The 17,908-nt window shown below is 63.9% G+C and carries 15 protein-coding genes; 3 read left to right on the top strand and 12 right to left on the bottom strand.

Annotated elements, in window-relative coordinates:
- Positions 1 to 37: 37 nt before the first annotated feature.
- From RBA41_RS17895 to RBA41_RS17875, 5 genes are read right to left on the bottom strand one after another with little or no spacing between them, the layout of a single operon-like run.
- Positions 38 to 1,390 (bottom strand): sulfate adenylyltransferase subunit 1, encoded by a 1,353-nt coding sequence (locus tag RBA41_RS17895; RefSeq protein ID WP_306625543.1) that lies wholly within the window; start codon positions 1,388 to 1,390, stop codon positions 38 to 40.
- Positions 1,390 to 2,328 (bottom strand): sulfate adenylyltransferase subunit CysD, encoded by a 939-nt coding sequence (gene cysD / locus RBA41_RS17890; RefSeq protein WP_243489100.1) that lies wholly within the window; start codon positions 2,326 to 2,328, stop codon positions 1,390 to 1,392. The genes RBA41_RS17895 and cysD overlap by 1 nt, the downstream gene beginning before the upstream one ends.
- A 46-nt stretch (positions 2,329 to 2,374) precedes the next feature.
- Positions 2,375 to 3,091, bottom strand: coding sequence for a phosphoadenylyl-sulfate reductase (locus RBA41_RS17885; protein ID WP_306625542.1), 717 nt, complete (start codon positions 3,089 to 3,091; stop codon positions 2,375 to 2,377).
- A gap of 8 nt (positions 3,092 to 3,099) precedes the next feature.
- Positions 3,100 to 3,681 carry a DUF934 domain-containing protein gene (locus RBA41_RS17880; RefSeq protein WP_306625540.1) on the bottom strand — a complete coding sequence of 194 codons (582 nt, stop codon included), beginning with the start codon at positions 3,679 to 3,681 and terminating at the stop codon, positions 3,100 to 3,102.
- A complete protein-coding gene (locus RBA41_RS17875) occupies positions 3,674 to 5,362 on the bottom strand; it encodes a nitrite/sulfite reductase (RefSeq protein ID WP_306625538.1) in 1,689 nt (562 codons plus the stop codon). The genes RBA41_RS17880 and RBA41_RS17875 overlap by 8 nt, the downstream gene beginning before the upstream one ends.
- A gap of 217 nt (positions 5,363 to 5,579) precedes the next feature.
- Here RBA41_RS17875 and RBA41_RS17870 point away from each other — a divergent pair, with 217 nt between their 5' ends.
- On the top strand, positions 5,580 to 6,521 hold the full coding sequence (locus tag RBA41_RS17870; protein ID WP_306625537.1) for a CysB family HTH-type transcriptional regulator: 942 nt from the start codon (positions 5,580 to 5,582) through the stop codon (positions 6,519 to 6,521).
- 36 nt (positions 6,522 to 6,557) lie between these two features.
- Positions 6,558 to 7,208 carry a class I SAM-dependent methyltransferase gene (locus RBA41_RS17865; protein ID WP_306625535.1) on the top strand — a complete coding sequence of 217 codons (651 nt, stop codon included), beginning with the start codon at positions 6,558 to 6,560 and terminating at the stop codon, positions 7,206 to 7,208.
- Position 7,209: 1 nt separating this feature from the next.
- Here the strand turns inward: RBA41_RS17865 and RBA41_RS17860 are convergent, their stop codons facing one another.
- From RBA41_RS17860 to RBA41_RS17835, 6 genes are all read right to left on the bottom strand, one after another.
- The gene (locus tag RBA41_RS17860; RefSeq protein ID WP_306625533.1) at positions 7,210 to 8,373 is read right to left on the bottom strand and encodes an MFS transporter; all 1,164 of its coding nucleotides are present in this window, start codon (positions 8,371 to 8,373) and stop codon (positions 7,210 to 7,212) included.
- 25 nt (positions 8,374 to 8,398) lie between these two features.
- Complete coding sequence (locus RBA41_RS17855; RefSeq protein WP_306625531.1) at positions 8,399 to 9,184, bottom strand: DeoR/GlpR family DNA-binding transcription regulator; 786 nt, start codon at positions 9,182 to 9,184, stop codon at positions 8,399 to 8,401.
- A 145-nt stretch (positions 9,185 to 9,329) separates the two neighbouring features.
- Complete coding sequence (locus RBA41_RS17850) at positions 9,330 to 10,340, bottom strand: porin (RefSeq protein ID WP_306625529.1); 1,011 nt, start codon at positions 10,338 to 10,340, stop codon at positions 9,330 to 9,332.
- 250 nt (positions 10,341 to 10,590) lie between these two features.
- Positions 10,591 to 11,826, bottom strand: coding sequence for a PAS domain-containing sensor histidine kinase (locus RBA41_RS17845; RefSeq protein WP_306625527.1), 1,236 nt, complete (start codon positions 11,824 to 11,826; stop codon positions 10,591 to 10,593).
- 204 nt (positions 11,827 to 12,030) lie between these two features.
- Positions 12,031 to 12,792 (bottom strand): LytR/AlgR family response regulator transcription factor, encoded by a 762-nt coding sequence (locus tag RBA41_RS17840; RefSeq protein ID WP_099881468.1) that lies wholly within the window; start codon positions 12,790 to 12,792, stop codon positions 12,031 to 12,033.
- A 90-nt stretch (positions 12,793 to 12,882) separates the two neighbouring features.
- Positions 12,883 to 14,157 carry a sensor histidine kinase gene (locus RBA41_RS17835; protein WP_306625525.1) on the bottom strand — a complete coding sequence of 425 codons (1,275 nt, stop codon included), beginning with the start codon at positions 14,155 to 14,157 and terminating at the stop codon, positions 12,883 to 12,885.
- Positions 14,158 to 14,501: 344 nt separating this feature from the next.
- On the opposite strand from RBA41_RS17835, the gene RBA41_RS17830 reads away from it, so the two are divergent.
- Complete coding sequence (locus RBA41_RS17830) at positions 14,502 to 15,440, top strand: exopolyphosphatase (RefSeq protein WP_306625523.1); 939 nt, start codon at positions 14,502 to 14,504, stop codon at positions 15,438 to 15,440.
- Between the two features lie 58 nt (positions 15,441 to 15,498).
- Here the strand turns inward: RBA41_RS17830 and RBA41_RS17825 are convergent, their stop codons facing one another.
- A complete protein-coding gene (locus RBA41_RS17825) occupies positions 15,499 to 17,886 on the bottom strand; it encodes a sensor domain-containing protein (protein WP_306625522.1) in 2,388 nt (795 codons plus the stop codon).
- Positions 17,887 to 17,908: the final 22 nt, after the last annotated feature.

Raw genomic sequence — 17,908 nt, 5'->3', positions numbered from 1 at the left:
TCCTTTTGCTGGCAGATGATCGCTGGCTGCTACCTGTTTACGCGTCCAGCCGGATCATACCAGCGGCAACCGTCTGGTGAGTCACTTCATCGATCAAGATGAAGGCGCCCGTTGCACGAATGTCGGCGTACGCGTCGGCGGCCAGCGGCTGCTGCACGGTCAGGCCGATGCGCGCGATGTCGTTCAGCTTCAGGCCTTCGGCCGCGTGGCGCTGCTGGGTATTGATGTCGAGCAGGGTATCGATGCCGGTGATCTTGGCCGAGGTCTGCTTGGTGCCATGCTTGATCCAGTACTTGCGGCGCATGTCGAGCGGCTCGTCCGACATCCAGCACACGTCCGCCTTGAGCGTCTTGAGCAGGGTCGCTGGCTGGTCGGCGCCGGCCAGCAGGTCGCCGCGCGAGATGTCCAGGTATTCATTGAGCAGCAGGGTAATCGACTGGCCCACCACGGCCGACTGGTGCGAGCCTTCCAGGGTGAGGATATCCTTGACGGTGGCGCTTTGGCCCGAGGGCTGCACCACCAGCTTGTCGCCCACGCTGACCTTGCCCGCTTCGATGCGGCCCATGTAGCCACGGAAGTCGTTCGCTTCGTGGCCGTTGTGGCGCGCCACCAGCTGGACCGGGAAGCGGAACGGCGCCGCGTGCGATTCGTCGTAGACCGACAGCGATTCGAGCAGCGAGATTAAGGTTGGACCCTGGTACCAGCCCATTTTCTCGCTCGGCTCGACCACGTTGTCGCCGGTCAGGGCCGACAGCGGAATCGGCGTGATGTCTTTCAGCCCCAGGGTGGCGGCAAATTCCTTGTACGCCTTGACGATGCGGTCGTACACGGCCTGGTCGTAGTTCACCAGGTCCATCTTGTTGACGGCGACGACCACGTGCTCGATCTGCAGCAGGTGGGCGATGGTCGAATGGCGCTTGGTCTGGATCAGCAGCTCAACATCATTACCGTCCACGCCGCCGTCTTCACGCAACTTGACCTTGGAGACGTCGATCAAAATGATCACCGCGTCCGCGGTCGAGGCACCGGTGACCATGTTGCGGGTGTACTGCTCGTGACCCGGGGTGTCGGCGATGATGAACTTGCGCTTGGGCGTAGCGAAGTAGCGGTAGGCCACGTCGATGGTGATGCCCTGTTCGCGTTCGGCTTCCAGGCCGTCGGTGAGCAGCGACAGGTCGACGGCGTCGCCCACGGTGCGCTTGTGCTTCGAGCGCGACATGGCGTCGAGCTGGTCGGCGAAGATGCCTTTGCTGTCGAACAGCAGGCGCCCGATCAGGGTGCTCTTGCCATCGTCGACCGAGCCGGCCGTGATGAAGCGCAACAGACCCGATACCGCGTCCGGGCGTTCGCCATTTTGGCTTTTAGTAGGGGTGTCAATGCGGGCGTTCATCAGAAGTATCCTGCTTTCTTACGTTTTTCCATCGAGGCTTCGGAGGTCTGGTCGTCCATCCGGGTGGCGCCGCGTTCGGTGATCTGGGTGATGGCGGTTTCGGCGATGATCGCTTCGACCGTCGATGCGTCCGACGAAACAGGGCAGGTGCACGAAATGTCGCCCACGGTGCGAAAGCGCACCACCTGGGTTTCGACAGTCTCGCCGTCGCGTGCCGGCGTCAGGTCGGTCAGGGGCACCAGCAAGCCGTTGCGCGGGATGACCTGGCGCTCGTGCGCGAAATAGATCGGCGGCAGCGCCAGTTTTTCGCGCTGGATGTAGAGCCACACATCGAGTTCGGTCCAGTTCGAGATCGGGAACACGCGCATGTTTTCGCCCGGGTGGACGCGGGTGTTATACAGGTCCCACAGTTCCGGGCGCTGCCCCTTAGGGTCCCACTGGCCGAATTCGTCGCGGAAGGAAAAGATGCGTTCCTTGGCGCGCGCCTTTTCTTCGTCGCGCCGCGCGCCGCCGATGCAGGCGTCGAATTTGTGTTCGGCGATCGTCTCCAGCAAGGTCACGGCCTGCGCCGCGTTGCGCGAATCGGTCTGCGGGTTACGCAGGCGCACGGTGCCGCGCTTGATCGAATCTTCGACGCTGCCGACGATCAAACGCTCGCCCAGTTCCGCCACGCGGGCATCGCGGAAGGTGATCACTTCGGCGAAATTGTGGCCGGTGTCGATGTGCACCAGCGGGAATGGGAATTTACCCGGCCGGAAGGCCTTTTCGGCGAGACGCAGCAGCACGACCGAGTCTTTCCCGCCCGAGAACAGCAGGGCGGGGTTGGCGCATTCGGCGGCGACTTCGCGCAGGATGTGGATCGCTTCCGATTCGAGCGCATCCAGGTGGCGCGCGTTGACGTCGGTCAGCACGCGCGGGGTATCGGTCAGTGTAGTCATGGTGGCGAGGCCTATGTTTTCTTATTGTGGCGCGAAAGCAGACGCTTTACGCAGCCACGGATTTAATGCGGATCAGTTTACCATCGACCAGGTGCAGGCCGCATTCCTTGGAGTCCGGGTTTTCCCACCACCAGCGCCCGGCGCGCACGTCTTCGCCCGGTTCCACGGCGCGCGTGCAGGGCGCGCAGCCGATCGAGGGAAAGCCCTGGTCGTGCAGCGCGTTGTACGGCACGCCGTTGTCGCGGATGTAGTTCCACACATCGGTTTCCGACCAGTCGGCCAGGGGATTGAACTTGACCATGCCGTGCGCGGCGTCGTCTTCCTGGATGTCGAGCTGCGCGCGCGTGCTCGATTGCGCGCGGCGCTGGCCCGTTACCCAGGCCTTGTTGCCGGCCAGGGCGCGGCCCAAGGGTTCAACCTTGCGGATGCGGCAGCACTCGCGCCGCATGTCCACGCTCTCGTAAAAGGCGTTCAGGCCGTGCTGCGACACGTAGGCATCCACCGCTTCCGGCTGCGGCTTGTACAGCGCGATGTCGTAGCCGTAGCTGTCCTTGACCTGGGCCAGCACCGCCAGCGTTTCCGGGTGCAGGCGGCCGGTTTCGAGCGAGAAGATCCCGATCGGCAGGTTCGCCTTGAGAATCAGATCGGTCAGGACCATGTCTTCGGCGGCCAGGCTGGAGGCGAAGACCGCCGGCGAGTATTCGGCGGCGATGCGCTCCAAAGTGGCGCGGGTGCTGGCGACGAGGGCGGAGATATCGTTCATGGCGTGCCTCAGATGCCGTAGCCGACGTCGGTGCTGTCGATGCGCACGTCGCGTTCATGACGGCGGAACAGCGGCGCCTTGATATCGACCGAGGCCTGGTACACCTCGGAGAAGTCGGTCAGGCCCTTGAGCGCGTCGTGGATGTTGCGGTCCTGGCGCGTGGCAAAGGCGTCGAAGCCGCAGCGCTGCATCTGGAACAGCTGGTCGCGCAGCACGTCGCCGATGGCGCGCAGTTCGCCCTGGTAGTTCAGGCGCATGCGCACATTGAACGCGGTCGAGTAGCCACGGCCATCGGTAAACTTGGGGAAGTCGATGGCGACGACGGCGAATTTGTCCAGATCGTCCTTGAGCGCTTCGGCGCGTTCGTCGGGTGCGAGCCACACGCCGATGTCGCTGCGCGCGGCCAAAACGGCGCGCTGCGCCTGCCACACCGTCAGCGGGACGATGACTTTGCCTTCCGGGACCACGACCGTGTCGGGCGCTTCGGCGACGACGCCGGTCTCAAGATCTGCAACGGCCAGGCGCAGCACGCTCCAGTCGTCGGCGACGACCGCGCGGTGTTTGATGATTTCCTTGTGCGACTCAAGCATAGTGGTCTTCTCCAACCAGTTGGCCCGCCTTGATCGGCGTGGCATACACATGTTCCTTGAACGGCGCGATGCCCAGGCGCTGGGCGGTGTCGACAAACCGTTCGTCTTCGTGGCGTTCGCGCACGTACACCTGCAGCAGGCGGTCGACCACTTCCGGCATTTGCAGCGCCGAGAAGGATGGGCCGATGATCTTGCCGATGGCCGCATTGTTACCTTGCGCGCCGCCGATCGAGACCTGGTACCACTCGCTGCCATCCTTGTCGACACCGAGCACGCCGATGGAGCCCACGTGGTGGTGGCCGCAGGCGTTGATGCAGCCCGAGATATTGAGTTCGATCTCGCCGATGTCGTGCTGGTAGTCGATGTTGTCGAAGCGCTCCGCAATCGCGGCGGCAATCGGGATCGACTTGGCATTGGCCAGCGAGCAGAAATCGCCGCCCGGGCAGCAGATGATGTCGGTCAAGAGGCCAATGTTCGGCGTGGCCAGGCCGTGCGCCTTGGCTTCCTGCCACAGCGCGAACAGGGCCGATTGCCTGACGTCGGCCAGCACCAGGTTCTGCTCGTGCGTCACGCGCAGTTCGCCGAAGCTGTAGCGGTCCGCCAGGTCGGCCACGAAGTCGATCTGGGCCGCGGTGGCGTCGCCCGGCGGCACGCCGGTTTTTTTCAGCGACAGCAGCACCACGCTGTAGCCCGGCACCTTGTGCGCCTTGACGTTACGCGTGAGCCAATTGCCGAAGGCCTTGTTGTCGGCATTCTCCGCGCGCACGTCGATGTCGGGCAGCGTCTCGTAGGCCGGCGGCGTGAAGTAAGCGGCCACGCGCGCCATTTCCTCGTCGGTCAGGGTGGAGGCGCTGTCTTTCAGGTCGACCCATTCTTCCTCGACCTGGCGCGTGAATTCCTCCACGCCCATGGCCTTGACCAGGATCTTGATGCGCGCCTTGTACTTGTTGTCGCGCCGGCCGTAGCTGTTATACACGCGCATGACCGCTTCGATGTAGGTCAGCATGTGACGCCATGGCAGGAATTCGCGCACCACGCTGCCCAGGATTGGCGTGCGGCCCATGCCGCCGCCGACCATGACCTTGAAGCCGATCTCGCCGTCGTCGTTGTGCACCGCGGTCAGGCCGATGTCGTGCACCGCAATCGCGGCGCGGTCTTCCACGGCGCCATTGATGGCCACCTTGAACTTGCGCGGCAGGGCGGCGAATTCGGGGTGGAAGGTGCTCCACTGGCGCAGCACTTCGGCGTACGGACGCGGATCGATGATCTCGTCCGCGGCCACCCCGGCGTATTCGTCGGAGGTGATGTTGCGGATGCAGTTGCCCGAGGTCTGGATGGCGTGCATCTCGACCGAGGCCAGGTCGGCCAGGATGTCCGGCGTGTGTTCGAGTTCGATCCAGTTGAACTGGATGTTCTGGCGCGTCGTGAAGTGGCCATAGCCGCGGTCGTACTTGCGGGCGATGTGGCCGAACATGCGCATCTGGCTTGAAGACAGCAGGCCGTACGGCACGGCGATACGCAGCATGTAGGCGTGGCGCTGCATGTAGAGGCCATTTTGCAGGCGCAGCGGCAGGAATTCGGCTTCGGTCAGCTCATCGTTGAGGCGGCGCTCCACCTGGCCGCGGTATTGCGCGATGCGTTCCCTGACGATGAGGTGGTCGTATTGGTCGTAACGGTACATATGTCATCCTGATTTTTTGGCCCCCCATTTTTGGGGTTCTTCCAGGGCAAGGTCGTGAGACTGTCCCCAAACTAGCCTCAATAGTAATAAACTCGTCCTTTATTCCAAAGGACTAAGAATTTATTTGCTTATATGCGTATCCGGCATAAGCATTCTTATAAAATGCTGGTTGATATTTATTTTGAGTATCTTTCCGGCCTGCGAGAACAAAAAAGCAATGAACCTCCATCAATTACGCTTCGTGCGCGAAGCCGTGCGGCAGAATTACAACCTGACCGATGCGGCCAAGGCCTTGTTTACGTCCCAGCCCGGGGTGTCGAAAGCGATCATCGAGCTTGAAGAGGAGCTCGGCGTCGACATTTTCACCCGCCATGGCAAGCGCATCCGCGGCTTGACCGAGCCCGGCCGGCTGGTGCTGGAGTCCGTCGAGCTGATCATGCAGGAGATCGACAGCCTGAAACGCATCGGCAAGGAGTACGCCGCGCAGGACAGCGGCAGCTTCACCATAGCCACCACGCACACCCAGGCGCGCTACACCCTGCCGAGAGTGGTGCAGGCGTTCATGCTCAAGTACCCCAAGGTACGTTTGTCGTTGCTTCAGGGTAACCCACGCCAGATCGCCGAGATGGTCCAGCGCGACCAGGCCGACCTGGCCATCGCCACCGAATCGATCGCCGGCATTGACGGACTGATCACATTGCCGTGTTACCAATGGGAGCACATGGTGGTGGTTCCGCCCGACCATCCGCTGCTCAAGTCCAAGGCGGTGTCGCTGGAAGAAATCGCCACCTACCCGCTGATCACCTACGACAGCGCCTTTGCCGGGCGCAGCAAGATCGACCATGCCTTCGGGCTGCGCGGACTGAAACCGGACGTGCTGCTCGAAGCCATCGACGCCGATGTCATCAAAACCTATGTGGAACTTGGCATGGGTATTGGTATCATAGCGGGCATGGCCTTCGACGCCGAGCGCGACAAGAACCTGCGCGCCATTCCGGTGGGGCACCTGTTCGGCATGAATATTTCGCGCGTGGCCGTCAAGCAGGGCGCCTATCTGCGCAGCTATATCTATACCTTCATCGAATTGCTGGCGCCGACCCTGAACCGCAAGCTGGTCGAGTCGGCCATGAGCGGCACCAAAGAAACTTACGAGCTGTAAAGCATCAGTACCAAGCACATCACCATCAAGAAAAATATGATCACCGAACAATCCGCACAGTTTTACGCCAAGAGCGCCTCCAACCACGACCGCATCTACGACCGGCCGGAACGCAAGGATGACCTGGCCGCCATGCGCGGCCACGTGGCCGAAACCCTGCGCGGCCATACCGTGCTGGAACTGGCCTGCGGCACCGGTTACTGGACCGCCGTCATCGCCGGCACGGCCGACAAGGTCGTCGCCACCGATATCAATCCCGAAATGATCGCGCTGGGCACGCTGCGCGCGCTGCCTGCAGACAAGGTCGAATTCAAGGTGGCGGACGCGTGGAACCTGCCGGACGACATCGGCAGCTACACGGCCGTGTTCATCGGCTTCTGGTGGTCGCACGTCAAGCGCGAAGAGCAGGAACGCTTCCTGGCGCAACTGCGCGCCAAGGTCGGCGACGACATGTTCATCGTCCTGCTGGACGATGCCTATGTGGAAGGCAGCAGCGAAACCGTGGCGCGCACCGATATGGAAGGCAATACCTACCAGATCCGCATCGCGCCCGATGGCGAGCGCTACGAAATTCCCAAGACCTACCCATCCGACAGCGCGCTGCGCAAGAAGCTGGCCTCGTCGGTGCGCGAGATCAGGATCGTGCGCCTTGAATACTACTGGCTGCTCACCTGCCGCCTGAAGTAAGTCATTTCGATACTGCCTTGGGCGCGCTCGACGCGCCCAGTGTCGCGCTGGCCGCGATCAGCAGCATCGCGCAGCCGAGCCCGGCGAACGCCACGGGCAGGCTGGTGGCGTGCGCCACAAACCCGATCGCCGCCGGTCCCGCCAGGATGCCGGCATAGCCGAGCGTGGTGATCGCCCCGATCGCCAGGCTGGCCGGCATGGCGCGCTGGCTGCCGGCCGCGGTGAACAGAATCGGCACGATGTTCGAGGCGCCCAGTCCGATCAGCACGAAGCCAGCCAGCATGCCCGCCACCGACGACGCCAGCACCGTGCAGAAAAAGCCGGCGGCCGCGCACAGGCCGCCCAGCAGCAGCACGCGCTGGCCGCCCAGCTTGCCCACCACCCTGTCGCCCGTCAGGCGCCCGAGCGTCATGGCGATCGCAAAGGCCGCGTAACCGAGTCCGCCCTGGCCGGCGCCGGCAGCGGGGCCGCGTCCTTCGGTCAGCAGCAGCGCGCTCCAGTCGAGGATCGCGCCTTCGGCCAGGAAGCACAGGAAGCACAGCGCGCCGATCAGGATCACCGCGCCGTGCGGCATCACGAAAATGGGCGCATCGCGCACCTGCGCATCGGTCTCGCGCAGCAGGCCGGACGCCGCACCGGCCAGGACCGCGCCGACCAGCAGGGCCAGCAGGGTGGCGGACGCGGTCGCATTCAGGCCCAGCCACAGCAGCAGCGCCATGCTGCCGGCGCCCAGGAAGCCGCCCACGCTGAACAAGCCGTGAAAGCCGGACATCAGCGCTGCGCCGCTGTTCTTTTCCACCACCACCGCCTGGATATTCATCGCCACGTCCAGGGTGCCGATGGCGGCGCCGAAGGTGAACAGCACGCAGCCGAGCAGCAGCGCACTGGGCGCGAAAGCCAGCCCGGGCAGCACCAGGCAGACGATCAGGCCGGAGCACAGCACCACCGGACGGCAGCCGAAACGCGCCGTGAGGAAACTGGTGGACGGCATCGCCAGCAGCGATCCGGCGCCCAGGCACAGCAACAGCAAGCCGAGCTGCGCTTCTCCCAGGCCGAGGCGCAGCTTGGCCAGCGGCACCAGCGGCGCCCAGGCCGACATGGCCAGGCCGGCGGCCAGAAAAGCGAGGCGGGTGGAAAGGCGTTGCTGCGGTCCGGTGTCAGGCATGGCTTCTTTCGGAAAAGGGTGACGGTCAGGGCTTGGCGGCGCGCAGCACGCGCACGCTGCGCGCCGCGAACGCGTCGGCCTGGCGCGCGTCGATATCGTGCTCGGCGATCAGTGCGCTCAGGCTGGCCGCCGCCAGCACCGCGTACGGCGCTGCGGTGCCGACCTTGTCGTTGGTGGTGGCGACCAGCACCGCCTTGCTGAGGGAGGCGACGCGGCGCTTGAATTCGGCTTCCTCGAAATGGATGGCGCTCACGCCGGCCTGGGCATCGACGCCGCAGGCGCCCAGGATGTACAGGTCGGGGCTGATCAGTTCCAGTTCGCGCAGGGCGGTCGCGCCGATGCTGGCGCCCGTCTCGGCATGGATGCGCCCGCCGATGACGATCAGTTCGATCAGCGGCTTGTCGATCAGTGCGGCGGCAACCGCCGGGGCGTTGGTGATGACGGTGAGCCGCTGTTCGCCCAGCGCGGCGGCGATCGCCAGGTTGGTCGAACCGGCATCGATGAACACTACGCTGCCGGGCGCCACGCAGGGCGCGGCGGCGGCGGCCAGGCGTGATTTGCGGCCGGTCTGGGCCGCGCGGCGCTGCGCCGGGGTGCCGCCTGGTGCGGCGGGCAGCGGCATGCGCAGGGCCCCGCCATAGACTTTCTGGCACAGGCCGGCCGCGGCCAGGTCGCGCAGATCGCGCCGGATGGTGTCTTCCGACACTTGCAGCCATTGCGCCAGGTCGGGCGCCAGCACCCGTCCATCGGTTTGCAGGCGTTGCAGGATGAGGGCGTGGCGCTCCTGCAGGAGGAGGGGATCGGTCGGCATGTGGGTATTCAAACAGGAAGCAATGCGCACAAATATACATGAGTACGCACAAACGTGCAAACAGGCATGAAAAAAACCCCGCAAGCTGCGAGGCAGCATGCGGGGTTTTTTGTTTCAGCCAGGCGCGCCTGAACGCGCCAGTGAATTAGAACGAGTGACGAACGCCAACTGCCAGCGCGGTTGGATCGGCACCGAACGCGGTTGCTGGCGGGATGACGTTTGCGCCAGCCGAGTTGATGCCGAACGTTGCTTTGTCGTTGTTGCGCAGCATGGCGTACGAAGCGTACACGTTGGTGCGCTTCGACAGGGCGTACGAGTAAGCCAGCGACGCGCCGTTACCCTTGGCGCCGCCTTCCAGCTTGTTTTGCTGGAGGTTACCGTAGATCTTGTTCGGGCCGAAGGTGTACGACAAGCCGGCGTTGACCTGCTCGTACTTGTTGCCTTTGCCGGTTGGGTTGGCAGCCATGTAGTTGCCGCGAATTTCGACTGGGCCAACGGTGAAGCCTGCACCGAAGATCATTTCCTTGTCGTCGCCGGAAGCCAGACGCTCAACAACGTGGTAACCGCCGCCAACGTAGATGTTGTTGGCTTTGTACTCAACTGCCAGACCCATCAGATCTTGCGAAGGACCGGTTGCGGTTTCGCCCAGGCCATAGCCGGCGCTGACGATCACGCCGCCCATCGAGTTCGTCTTGTAGCTGACCGAGTTGCTGATACGACGGGTCAGACGGCCTGCGCCGAACGAGCTCAAGTTGGTGCCGTAGAAGCCCTGGCCGTTGATATCGCTAGCGTTAGCGACGTCAGCGATCGGGGTGTATTCGCGGCCGATCATCACGGAGCCGAAGCCACCTTTCAGACCAACCACCGCGCGGCGGCCGAACAGGACGCTGTCGCCGGCGCCGGTGTCGAGATTAACGCCAGCTTCCAGGTTGAACACGGCGCTCAGGCCATTGCTCAGATCTTCAACGCCACGGAATCCGATACGGCTGGTCGACTGGTTGCCGGAATTGACGACCGTACGGCTGCCGCCCTTAACGTCCGTGTCTTCTTTCGCCAGGGAGGCATCTGCCACGCCGTAGATCGTGACGCTCGATTGAGCGGAAGCGCACAGAGGAATTGCAGCGGCCAGGACAACAGCCATCAGTTTGCATTGCATATAAATCTCCAAAAAGTTGCACAGATAAGTGTCGATTAACCAGGGATGCTCTTAATCGGACGTAATTATAACTTCCACGTATGTCAAATCCATGACAAAGTGAAATGTGGCGAAAAAGAGACAGGGTTGATTTTCCGGGGAACAAGACGTCAATACCGTCTAATTGCACGCTTCGAGTGCGCTTAATGGCACCCGGGAGAAATGGTGCAACGCCGCATAGCGCCCGTCGTTACAGGCGGTCTGGGAAATCTCAGGGAGCCGGCGGCGGCAGGGGCCGGGGCCGTTCCGGTGCGCCCGCGGCGGGCTCGGCGCCGGCCTCGTCGCTCGTGCTTTCGGGCAATGGCAACACGATGTCAATGCGGGTTCCGGGCGGATCGTCGCCGCTGACGGTGATGTCGCCCTTCATTCCCCACACCCGTTCGCGCATGCCGATCAGGCCGAGCGACTGGGCTTTTTCCATGTCGGCGGCCTGGATGCCGCGTCCGTCGTCGCGGATCGAGACCAGCAGCTGGCCATCGATGCGGTAGACATACATGGTCACATTGCTGGCGCCGGCGTGACGCGCGATATTGGTCAGCGCTTCCTGGACGATGCGGAAAATGGCGGTGCTGGCGCCATCGTCGAGGCGCAGCTCGGCTTCGTCGGCGAACAGGGAGCAGGCGATGCCGTGCCGTTCGACGAATTCGTCGCGCAAGCCCTGCAGCGCGAAATACAGGCCGCCTTCGTCGAGCGCGCGCGGGCGCAGGTTGGTGGCGATGCGGCGCAGCGAGGTGATGGCGGTCAGGAGGTTCTCTTCCATGCCTTTCATCAGGCGCTGGCCGTTCTTGCCGGCGCCGGGCTCCTTTTGCAGCAGGTTCAGGTCCATGCGCAGCGACGCCAGCAGCTGGCCGAGGTCGTCGTGCAGCTCGCGCGCGATGTGGGCGCGCTCTTCCTCGCGCACGGTCTGCAGGGCCGACGAGAGCTGGCGCAGCTGGGCGTGCGAGCGCGACAGCTTTTCCTGCACCTGCTGGCGCTCGGTGACGTCGCGCAGGATGATGGTGTAGATGGTGCGGTCCGCTTCGATCATGCTCGAAATCGAGCCTTCGAGCGGGAAGGTTTCGCCGCTGGCGCGCACGCCGGTGACGGCGTAGTCGGTGGCGCGCCGGCCCGCGCGCCCGGCCACGTCGCCGAAATAGGCGGGCGCGGCGTCGCCGGTGACGGTCGGCAGCGGGGCGATGAACTGCTGCAGCGGACTGCCCTGCATGCGTTCCACGGTGGTCGAGAACATCGCCGCGGCCGACGGATTGGCCAGCACGATGGTCTGCGTATCGTCGGTGGAGATGATCGCTTCGCTCGCGTTCTGGATGATCTCGCGGCTGTGGCTGCGCGCAAAGCGCGGCCAGCGGTTATACGCGAACAAGCGCGCGAGGGAGTGACCGCCCAGCAAACCGAGGACGAACATGACCGCACCCCAGCTCAGGAAGCGGTAAGAACGCTGTTGTGCCATGCGCGCCTGCCGTTGAAGGCCCGCGGGACGCGGACCGTGGGCTGATTGTAAAAGCTGGTAAAAAGCACGCCTTGAGGCGCGACAAACGGCTGGTAATGCGCAGCGCAATGCGCTTCGGGGTACGGAATCTCATGGCGTGTCGCTAGCTGGTGCATGGAACGGGAGGAGGGCAGAGCGCCGCGGCCGGCGCGGCACAGGGCGCATTCACATCTGCTTGAACAGGTGCAGGAAGCTGCGGCTCACTTCCAGCTTGTCGGGCTTGCCCTTGATGAGCACCAGGTGGCGCCCGCGGATGTCGCGCGTCACCCCTTCGATGGCGTTGACGTTGACCAGGGTGGCGCGGTGGATCTGCCAGAACAGCGCCGGATCGAGTTCCTCGGCCAGGTCGCGCACCGGCTTGCGGATCAGCGCCTCGAAGCGCTCGGTCTGCACGCAGGTGTACTTTTCGTCGGAACGGAAAAACAGGATGTCCTCGACCGGTATCATGCGCAAGTCCTGGCCGATGCTGGCCTGGATCCATTGCAGGTAGGTCGGCTTGGGCGCCGCCATTTTCTCGGCCAGCTGCGACAGCATGGCCGTGACGGAGTCGTTGACCGCTTCCTTCGGCTTGGCCAGGCGCGACTTGAGGCGGTCCACCGTCACCTGCAGGCGCTCGGCCTCGGGCGGCTTGAGCACGTAGTCGACCGCGCCGCGCTCGAAAGCCTCGACCGCGTACTGGTCGTAGGCGGTGACGAACACGATGTTGCTGCCGGCGCCGATCGCGCGCGCCGCTTCCATGCCCGTCTTGCCCGGCATGCGGATATCGAGGAAGGTCAGGTCGGGCTTGAGCTGGCTGACCAGCTCGATGGCCTCCTCGCCGTTCTTTGCCTCGCCGACGATTTCCAGCTCGGGCCACGCCTGGTTCAGGCGCAGGCGCAACTGGTCGCGCATCAGTCTTTCGTCGTCAGCAATAATAGCGGTAGGCATGGTCCGGTTCTGGTGAAAGGCAAGAGTGCCAATTATTCAATGAAACCGGGCTTTAATCAATCGATTCCTTGGTGCCTCTTTGTTTGCCGCTCACTTCGACACCTGGTAGGGCACCTCGATGGTGGCGATCACGCCGCTGGGCACGTTGGCCGCGATGTGCAGCTGGCCGGCGTCGCCGTGCAGCAGCTTGAGCCGTTCGCGGATCGTCATCAGGCCCAGGCCCGTGCCGTCGCTGGGGAACACGCCGAAGCCGACCCCGTCGTCGCTGACGATCACGCGCAGCTTGTTGTGCGCCACCTCGGCCAGGATGCGCAGCGAACCGCCTTCGCTCTTGCATTCGAGGCCGTGCTTGATGGCGTTTTCGACCATCGACTGCAGCATCATCGGCGGGAAGGCGGCGCTGCGCAGGCCCTCGGGAATCTGCATGTCCACCTGCAGGCGTTCCTCCATCCGCATCTTCAGCAGGCTCAGGTAGGCTTTCACCATGTCCGCCTCGCGCCCGAGGTTGGTGACGACGGCGTTGTCGCGCATCTGCGGCAGCACCGCGCGCAGGTACTGGATCAGGCTGCGCTGCATGGCCGAGGCGCGCGGCGGGTCGGTCTCGATCAGGTATTCGACCGAGGCCAGGGTATTGAACAGGAAATGCGGCTCGACCTGGGCCTGCATCATCTGCATGCGTGCCTCGGACAGCTGGCGCTGCATCGATTCGCGCTCGGCGGCGGCGTTGGCGGTCTGGGTTTCGGCTTCGGCGCGTTTCTTGCCGCCCACCAGCGCCTTGGTCGCGAACAGGGCCAGCACCAGCAGGGAGATAAAGCTCTTGAACCAGGTGGAAGCCTGGCCGTGATAGACCTTGACCTTTTCTTCGGCGGCATTTTCGACGGCGGCCTCGATCGCGCTCGACAAGCCTTCGACGATTTGTGGCGGCAGCGCGACGCGCACTTCGCCGTCGCCCGCCATCACCGTCACCGGTGGCGGCTCCGGCTCGGTCGGCACGGCCGGCTTCGCGCCCGGATAGGGTTGCGCCGGTGGCTCGGGCGGCTCGGGCGGCTCGGGCGCTTCGGGCACTTCGTGCGGCTCGGGCGGAGCGCTGCGCTTCTTGGGCGGGCTGTAGCTGATCCCGCTGTCGTCGAAGATGATGTTGCCTTCGTGCTTGTCGCGCTTGCGCTCGCGCCGCACCTCGACCACTTCCGCGCCCGAAAACAGTTCGTTTTGCAGGATCGAGGCGGCAATCAGGGCCAGTGCCGCGAACAGGAAAAACTTCCACCATGACAGCTGGGTCACCCAGGTGGCGGTCGCGTCGAAGGCGCGGTGCAGCCATGCCAGAACGGTCGCGATGTTTTGCTCGGGAGGGCGGCGTGCTTCCATGGTGAGTGATTTCCGTGAGATTCAGAGAGATTTGTGCAAGCGGCGAGTGTAACTGCTCCGCTGTCCCATCGCCGCAAAAACCGCCGCGGGGCGACGAATACTGATGAGATGTTGTAACTTTAGGACGATCCCCTGGACGCCGTGCGGCGTTTGCGACAGGCTGCATGATTGAAGGGGTGAACTGTGGGGAACGGGCCTCGCTGGCGCAGGGGAAACGCTGTTTTTATCGCGATCGCTCCCGCGGCGCCGACGATCGCGCCGCAGCGGCCGCTTTGCGCGGTATGATAAAGGATCGAACCGGTCGCGGCCGGCCTGCTGTTGGACCTGATTAAGGGGATGTCACGATGTCTGCCGATGCAAAAAAATACCGTTTGATCACGCGTAGCGATTTCGACGGCCTGGTCTGCGCCGTCCTCCTCAAGCATCTGGACCTGATCGACGATATCCTGTTCGTCCATCCCAAGGACATGCAGGATGGCAAGATCGTGGTCAGCGACGGCGATATCACCACCAACCTGCCGTACGCGGCCGGGGTGCACCTGGCGTTCGACCACCACCTGTCCGAAACCATCCGCAACACCGGCGAGCGGGGCAACCACATCATCCATCCCGAAGCGCCCTCGGCGGCGCGGGTGGTGTACGACTACTACGGCGGCGCCTCGGCTTTTCCGGCCGCCTGGTTCGACATGATGGCCGCCGTCGACAAGGGCGACGCCGCCCGTTTCAACCAGCAGGAAGTGCTCGACCCGCACGGCTGGGACTTGCTCAACTTCCTGATGGATGCGCGCACCGGGCTGGGGCGCTTCCGCGACTTCCGCATCTCGAACTATGCCCTGATGATGGACTTGATCGAATATTGCAAAAATCATACGATCGATGAAATCATGGCGCTGGCCGACGTCAAGGAACGCATGGAGCTGTACTTCGAGCATAACGACAAGTGCAAGGACCAGATCCGGCGCTGCGCCACGGTGCACCGCAACCTGGTCGTGCTCGACCTGCGCGAAGAGGAAACCATCTACGCCGGCAACCGCTTCATCATTTACGCCTTGTTCCCGGAAACGAATATCTCGATCCACGTGCTGTGGGGATTGAAAAACCAGAACACCGTGTTCGCCACCGGCAAATCGATCCTGAACCGCAGCTCGCGCACCAATATCGGCGCGCTGATGCTCGAATACGGCGGCGGCGGGCATGAAAACGCCGGCACCTGCCAGGTCTCGAACGAGCTGGCCGAAGAAGTGCTGGGCGCGCTGATCCAGCGCATCACCAGCGAAGGCTGATTGCGCCGCCGGCCGTGCCGTCAGGCCGCGCCGCCGGCCGTGCCGTCAGGCCGTGCCGTCAGGCCGCCGGCGCCGCGACCAGCATATCGTGCAGGGCGTGTTCGGCCAGCGGCGCGCTGAAGTAGGTGCCCTGCAGTTCATCGCAATGGTTGGCCCTTAAAAACTCCATCTGCACGCGCGTTTCCACGCCCTTGGCGATGACCCGGGCGCCAAGATCGTGGCCGATGTCGATCAGGGCCTTGGCCACCGCCCCGCTGCGGGCGTCGGCCGTGATCTGGTGCACCGCCCCCTTGGCCAGCTTGACATGGGTGAGCGGCAGCTTTTGCAGGAAATTCAGATTCGACGAGGTGTCGCCGAAGGCATCGACCGTGCGCAGCACGCCCAGGTCGCGCAACTGCGACACCACTTCCACGCTCATGTGCGGATTGGCATTGAGGCTGTCTTCGCGCAATTCCAGTGCCAGCTGGGCCGGGGCGATGCGGTGTTTGTCCAGGATGCCGGCGATATGGTCGACGTAGCCGGTGCGGGTGAATTCGCGGTGCGACGCATTGAGCGCCACCGGCAGCGGCGCAAACCCGGCGCTGCTCATGCGCTGCATGAAGGTGCACGCTTCGTCGAGTACATAGCCGCCGATGGCGCCGATCATGCCGTTTTCTTCGGCCTCGGGCAGGAACGAGGCCGGCGCCAGCACGCCCAGTTCCGGATGGCGCCAGCGCAGCAGCGCTTCCAGGCCCTGGATGCGGCCGCTGCGCAGGCAGATCCGCGGCTGGTACAAGAGGAAAAATTCGCGATGATCGAGCGCGGCGCGCATGGCGTCTTCGAGCTTTTGCTTGGCCTGGGTGGTCGACTTCATGTCGGCGGAAAAGAAATGCACCTCGCCCGTCTTGGCCGCCTTGGCGTGGTACATGGCCACATCGGCCGCGCGCACCAGGTCGAGCGCGCCGCTGCCGTCGTGCGGATAGACGCTCACGCCGATGCTGCCGCCGACCGCGATGTCGGTCGCATTGAAACTGACCGGCTGCGACATGCTCACGCGCAGGCGTTCGATCATGCGCAGGGTGTAGCGCAGCGAGGGCTGGTTGACCAGCACCAGCACGAATTCGTCGCCCGACAGGCGCGCCACCGTGTCGCTTTCGCGCACCGACGATTGCAGGCGCCGCGCCACCATCTTGAGCACCTCGTCGCCCGCTTCGTGGCCGTAGCCATCGTTGATCTGCTTGAAGCCGTTCAGGTCGATCAGCACCGTCGCCACCAGCGACTTGTTGCGCTGGGCCATGTGCAGCGCCTGTTCCAGCCGGTCCCACAGCAAGGTGCGGTTGGCCAGCCCGGTCAGCGCATCGTGGTTGACCTCGTGTTCGAGATGGGCGGTACGCTGCTTGATGGCCGTCACGTCGTTGATGACGCCGATAAAATGGGTGACCTTGCCGCGTCCGTCGTTCACGGGCGTGATGGTCAGGTCGTTCCAGAAAATATCGCCATTCTTGCGCCGGTTGCGAAACACCACGTTCACTTCGCGCCGCTCGCGCACGGCCGCGCGCAACTTCGCGCGCTCGGCTTCGTCCATGCCGGGCACGCCCATGAAGCGCGAATCGCGTCCCAGCGCTTCATCGGCCGCGTAGCCGGTGATGCGCTCGAAGGCCGGATTGGCGTACTCGATCGGGTTGTCGGTGCCGGCGCAGCGGGTGATCACCAGGCCATTGCTGGTGGCGTGCAGGGCGCGCTCGCGCAGGCGCAGCCGGTCTTCCTGGGCACGCCGTTCGGAAATGTCCAGGCCCATGCCGCACAGGTAATGGCGGCCGCGGCAGGCGATGCGCGCGCCGCACAGCAGATACGGCGTGGCGCGGCCGTACTTGTCGAGATAGTTCGCTTCGACCATGACCTGGGTGCCATGCTCGAAGACGTTGCGGATGCTGGCGGCGATGATGCGCTTTTCGGCCAGGTCGTACATGTCGAGCGCATTGGCGCGCCGGATCTCGTCGGCGCTCATGGCCGTGACCTGTTCCAGTGTCTTGTTCCACAACGCAAAGCTGCCATCCTCGCGCACCACGTAGAAGGTGCCCGGCAGCACATCGATGATGCTCGATAGCGGCATGCGCCCGACCGCCGCCGTGTCCGATTCGTCGCAGGCGGCACCGATGACGGCAATGCAGTAGTTCACCGTGCCGCCGTGGCCGAACTGGGGCAGCAAGGTCAGTGCGGTTTTATGGCGGCTGCCGTCGGCGCGCACGAACTCCAGTTCGGCGGCATCGCAGTCGCTCGGAAATTCGGTCCAGCGCTGGCTGTAGGCCTGGCAGCCTTCGTCGCTGAGCAAGGCTGTCAAAGGCTGTTGCAGTGCTTCGGCGGCAGGAATGCCGAGCACCTTTTCGCAACCGCTGTTCCATGTGATGATCTGGCCGCTTGCATCGATTAGCAAGGCGGCATAATGGGCGTTCTCGCTGACAGGCATTCACCTCTCCAATCGTGATGGA

This window comes from Massilia scottii, from assembly GCF_030846495.1.
Taxonomy (GTDB): Bacteria; Pseudomonadota; Gammaproteobacteria; order Burkholderiales; family Burkholderiaceae_D; genus Telluria_A; species Telluria_A violaceinigra.
This window is presented reverse-complemented; position numbering and strand designations above follow the sequence as displayed.

Bases quoted from the DNA above. Each gene is read 5' to 3' on its own strand.
- RBA41_RS17875 (WP_306625538.1), bottom strand. From the start codon at position 5,362: ATGTACCGTTACGACCAATACGACCACCTCATCGTCAGGGAACGCATC.
- RBA41_RS17835 (WP_306625525.1), bottom strand. From the start codon at position 14,157: ATGGAAGCACGCCGCCCTCCCGAGCAAAACATCGCGACCGTTCTGGCA.
- RBA41_RS17860 (WP_306625533.1), bottom strand. From the start codon at position 8,373: ATGCCTGACACCGGACCGCAGCAACGCCTTTCCACCCGCCTCGCTTTT.
- RBA41_RS17885 (WP_306625542.1), bottom strand. From the start codon at position 3,091: ATGAACGATATCTCCGCCCTCGTCGCCAGCACCCGCGCCACTTTGGAG.
- RBA41_RS17855 (WP_306625531.1), bottom strand. From the start codon at position 9,184: ATGCCGACCGATCCCCTCCTCCTGCAGGAGCGCCACGCCCTCATCCTG.
- RBA41_RS17880 (WP_306625540.1), bottom strand. From the start codon at position 3,681: ATGCTTGAGTCGCACAAGGAAATCATCAAACACCGCGCGGTCGTCGCC.
- RBA41_RS17845 (WP_306625527.1), bottom strand. From the start codon at position 11,826: ATGGCACAACAGCGTTCTTACCGCTTCCTGAGCTGGGGTGCGGTCATG.
- RBA41_RS17895 (WP_306625543.1), bottom strand. From the start codon at position 1,390: ATGAACGCCCGCATTGACACCCCTACTAAAAGCCAAAATGGCGAACGC.
- RBA41_RS17825 (WP_306625522.1), bottom strand. From the start codon at position 17,886: ATGCCTGTCAGCGAGAACGCCCATTATGCCGCCTTGCTAATCGATGCA.
- cysD (WP_243489100.1), bottom strand. From the start codon at position 2,328: ATGACTACACTGACCGATACCCCGCGCGTGCTGACCGACGTCAACGCG.
- RBA41_RS17840 (WP_099881468.1), bottom strand. From the start codon at position 12,792: ATGCCTACCGCTATTATTGCTGACGACGAAAGACTGATGCGCGACCAG.
- RBA41_RS17830 (WP_306625523.1), top strand. From the start codon at position 14,502: ATGTCTGCCGATGCAAAAAAATACCGTTTGATCACGCGTAGCGATTTC.
- RBA41_RS17870 (WP_306625537.1), top strand. From the start codon at position 5,580: ATGAACCTCCATCAATTACGCTTCGTGCGCGAAGCCGTGCGGCAGAAT.
- RBA41_RS17865 (WP_306625535.1), top strand. From the start codon at position 6,558: ATGATCACCGAACAATCCGCACAGTTTTACGCCAAGAGCGCCTCCAAC.
- RBA41_RS17850 (WP_306625529.1), bottom strand. From the start codon at position 10,340: ATGCAATGCAAACTGATGGCTGTTGTCCTGGCCGCTGCAATTCCTCTG.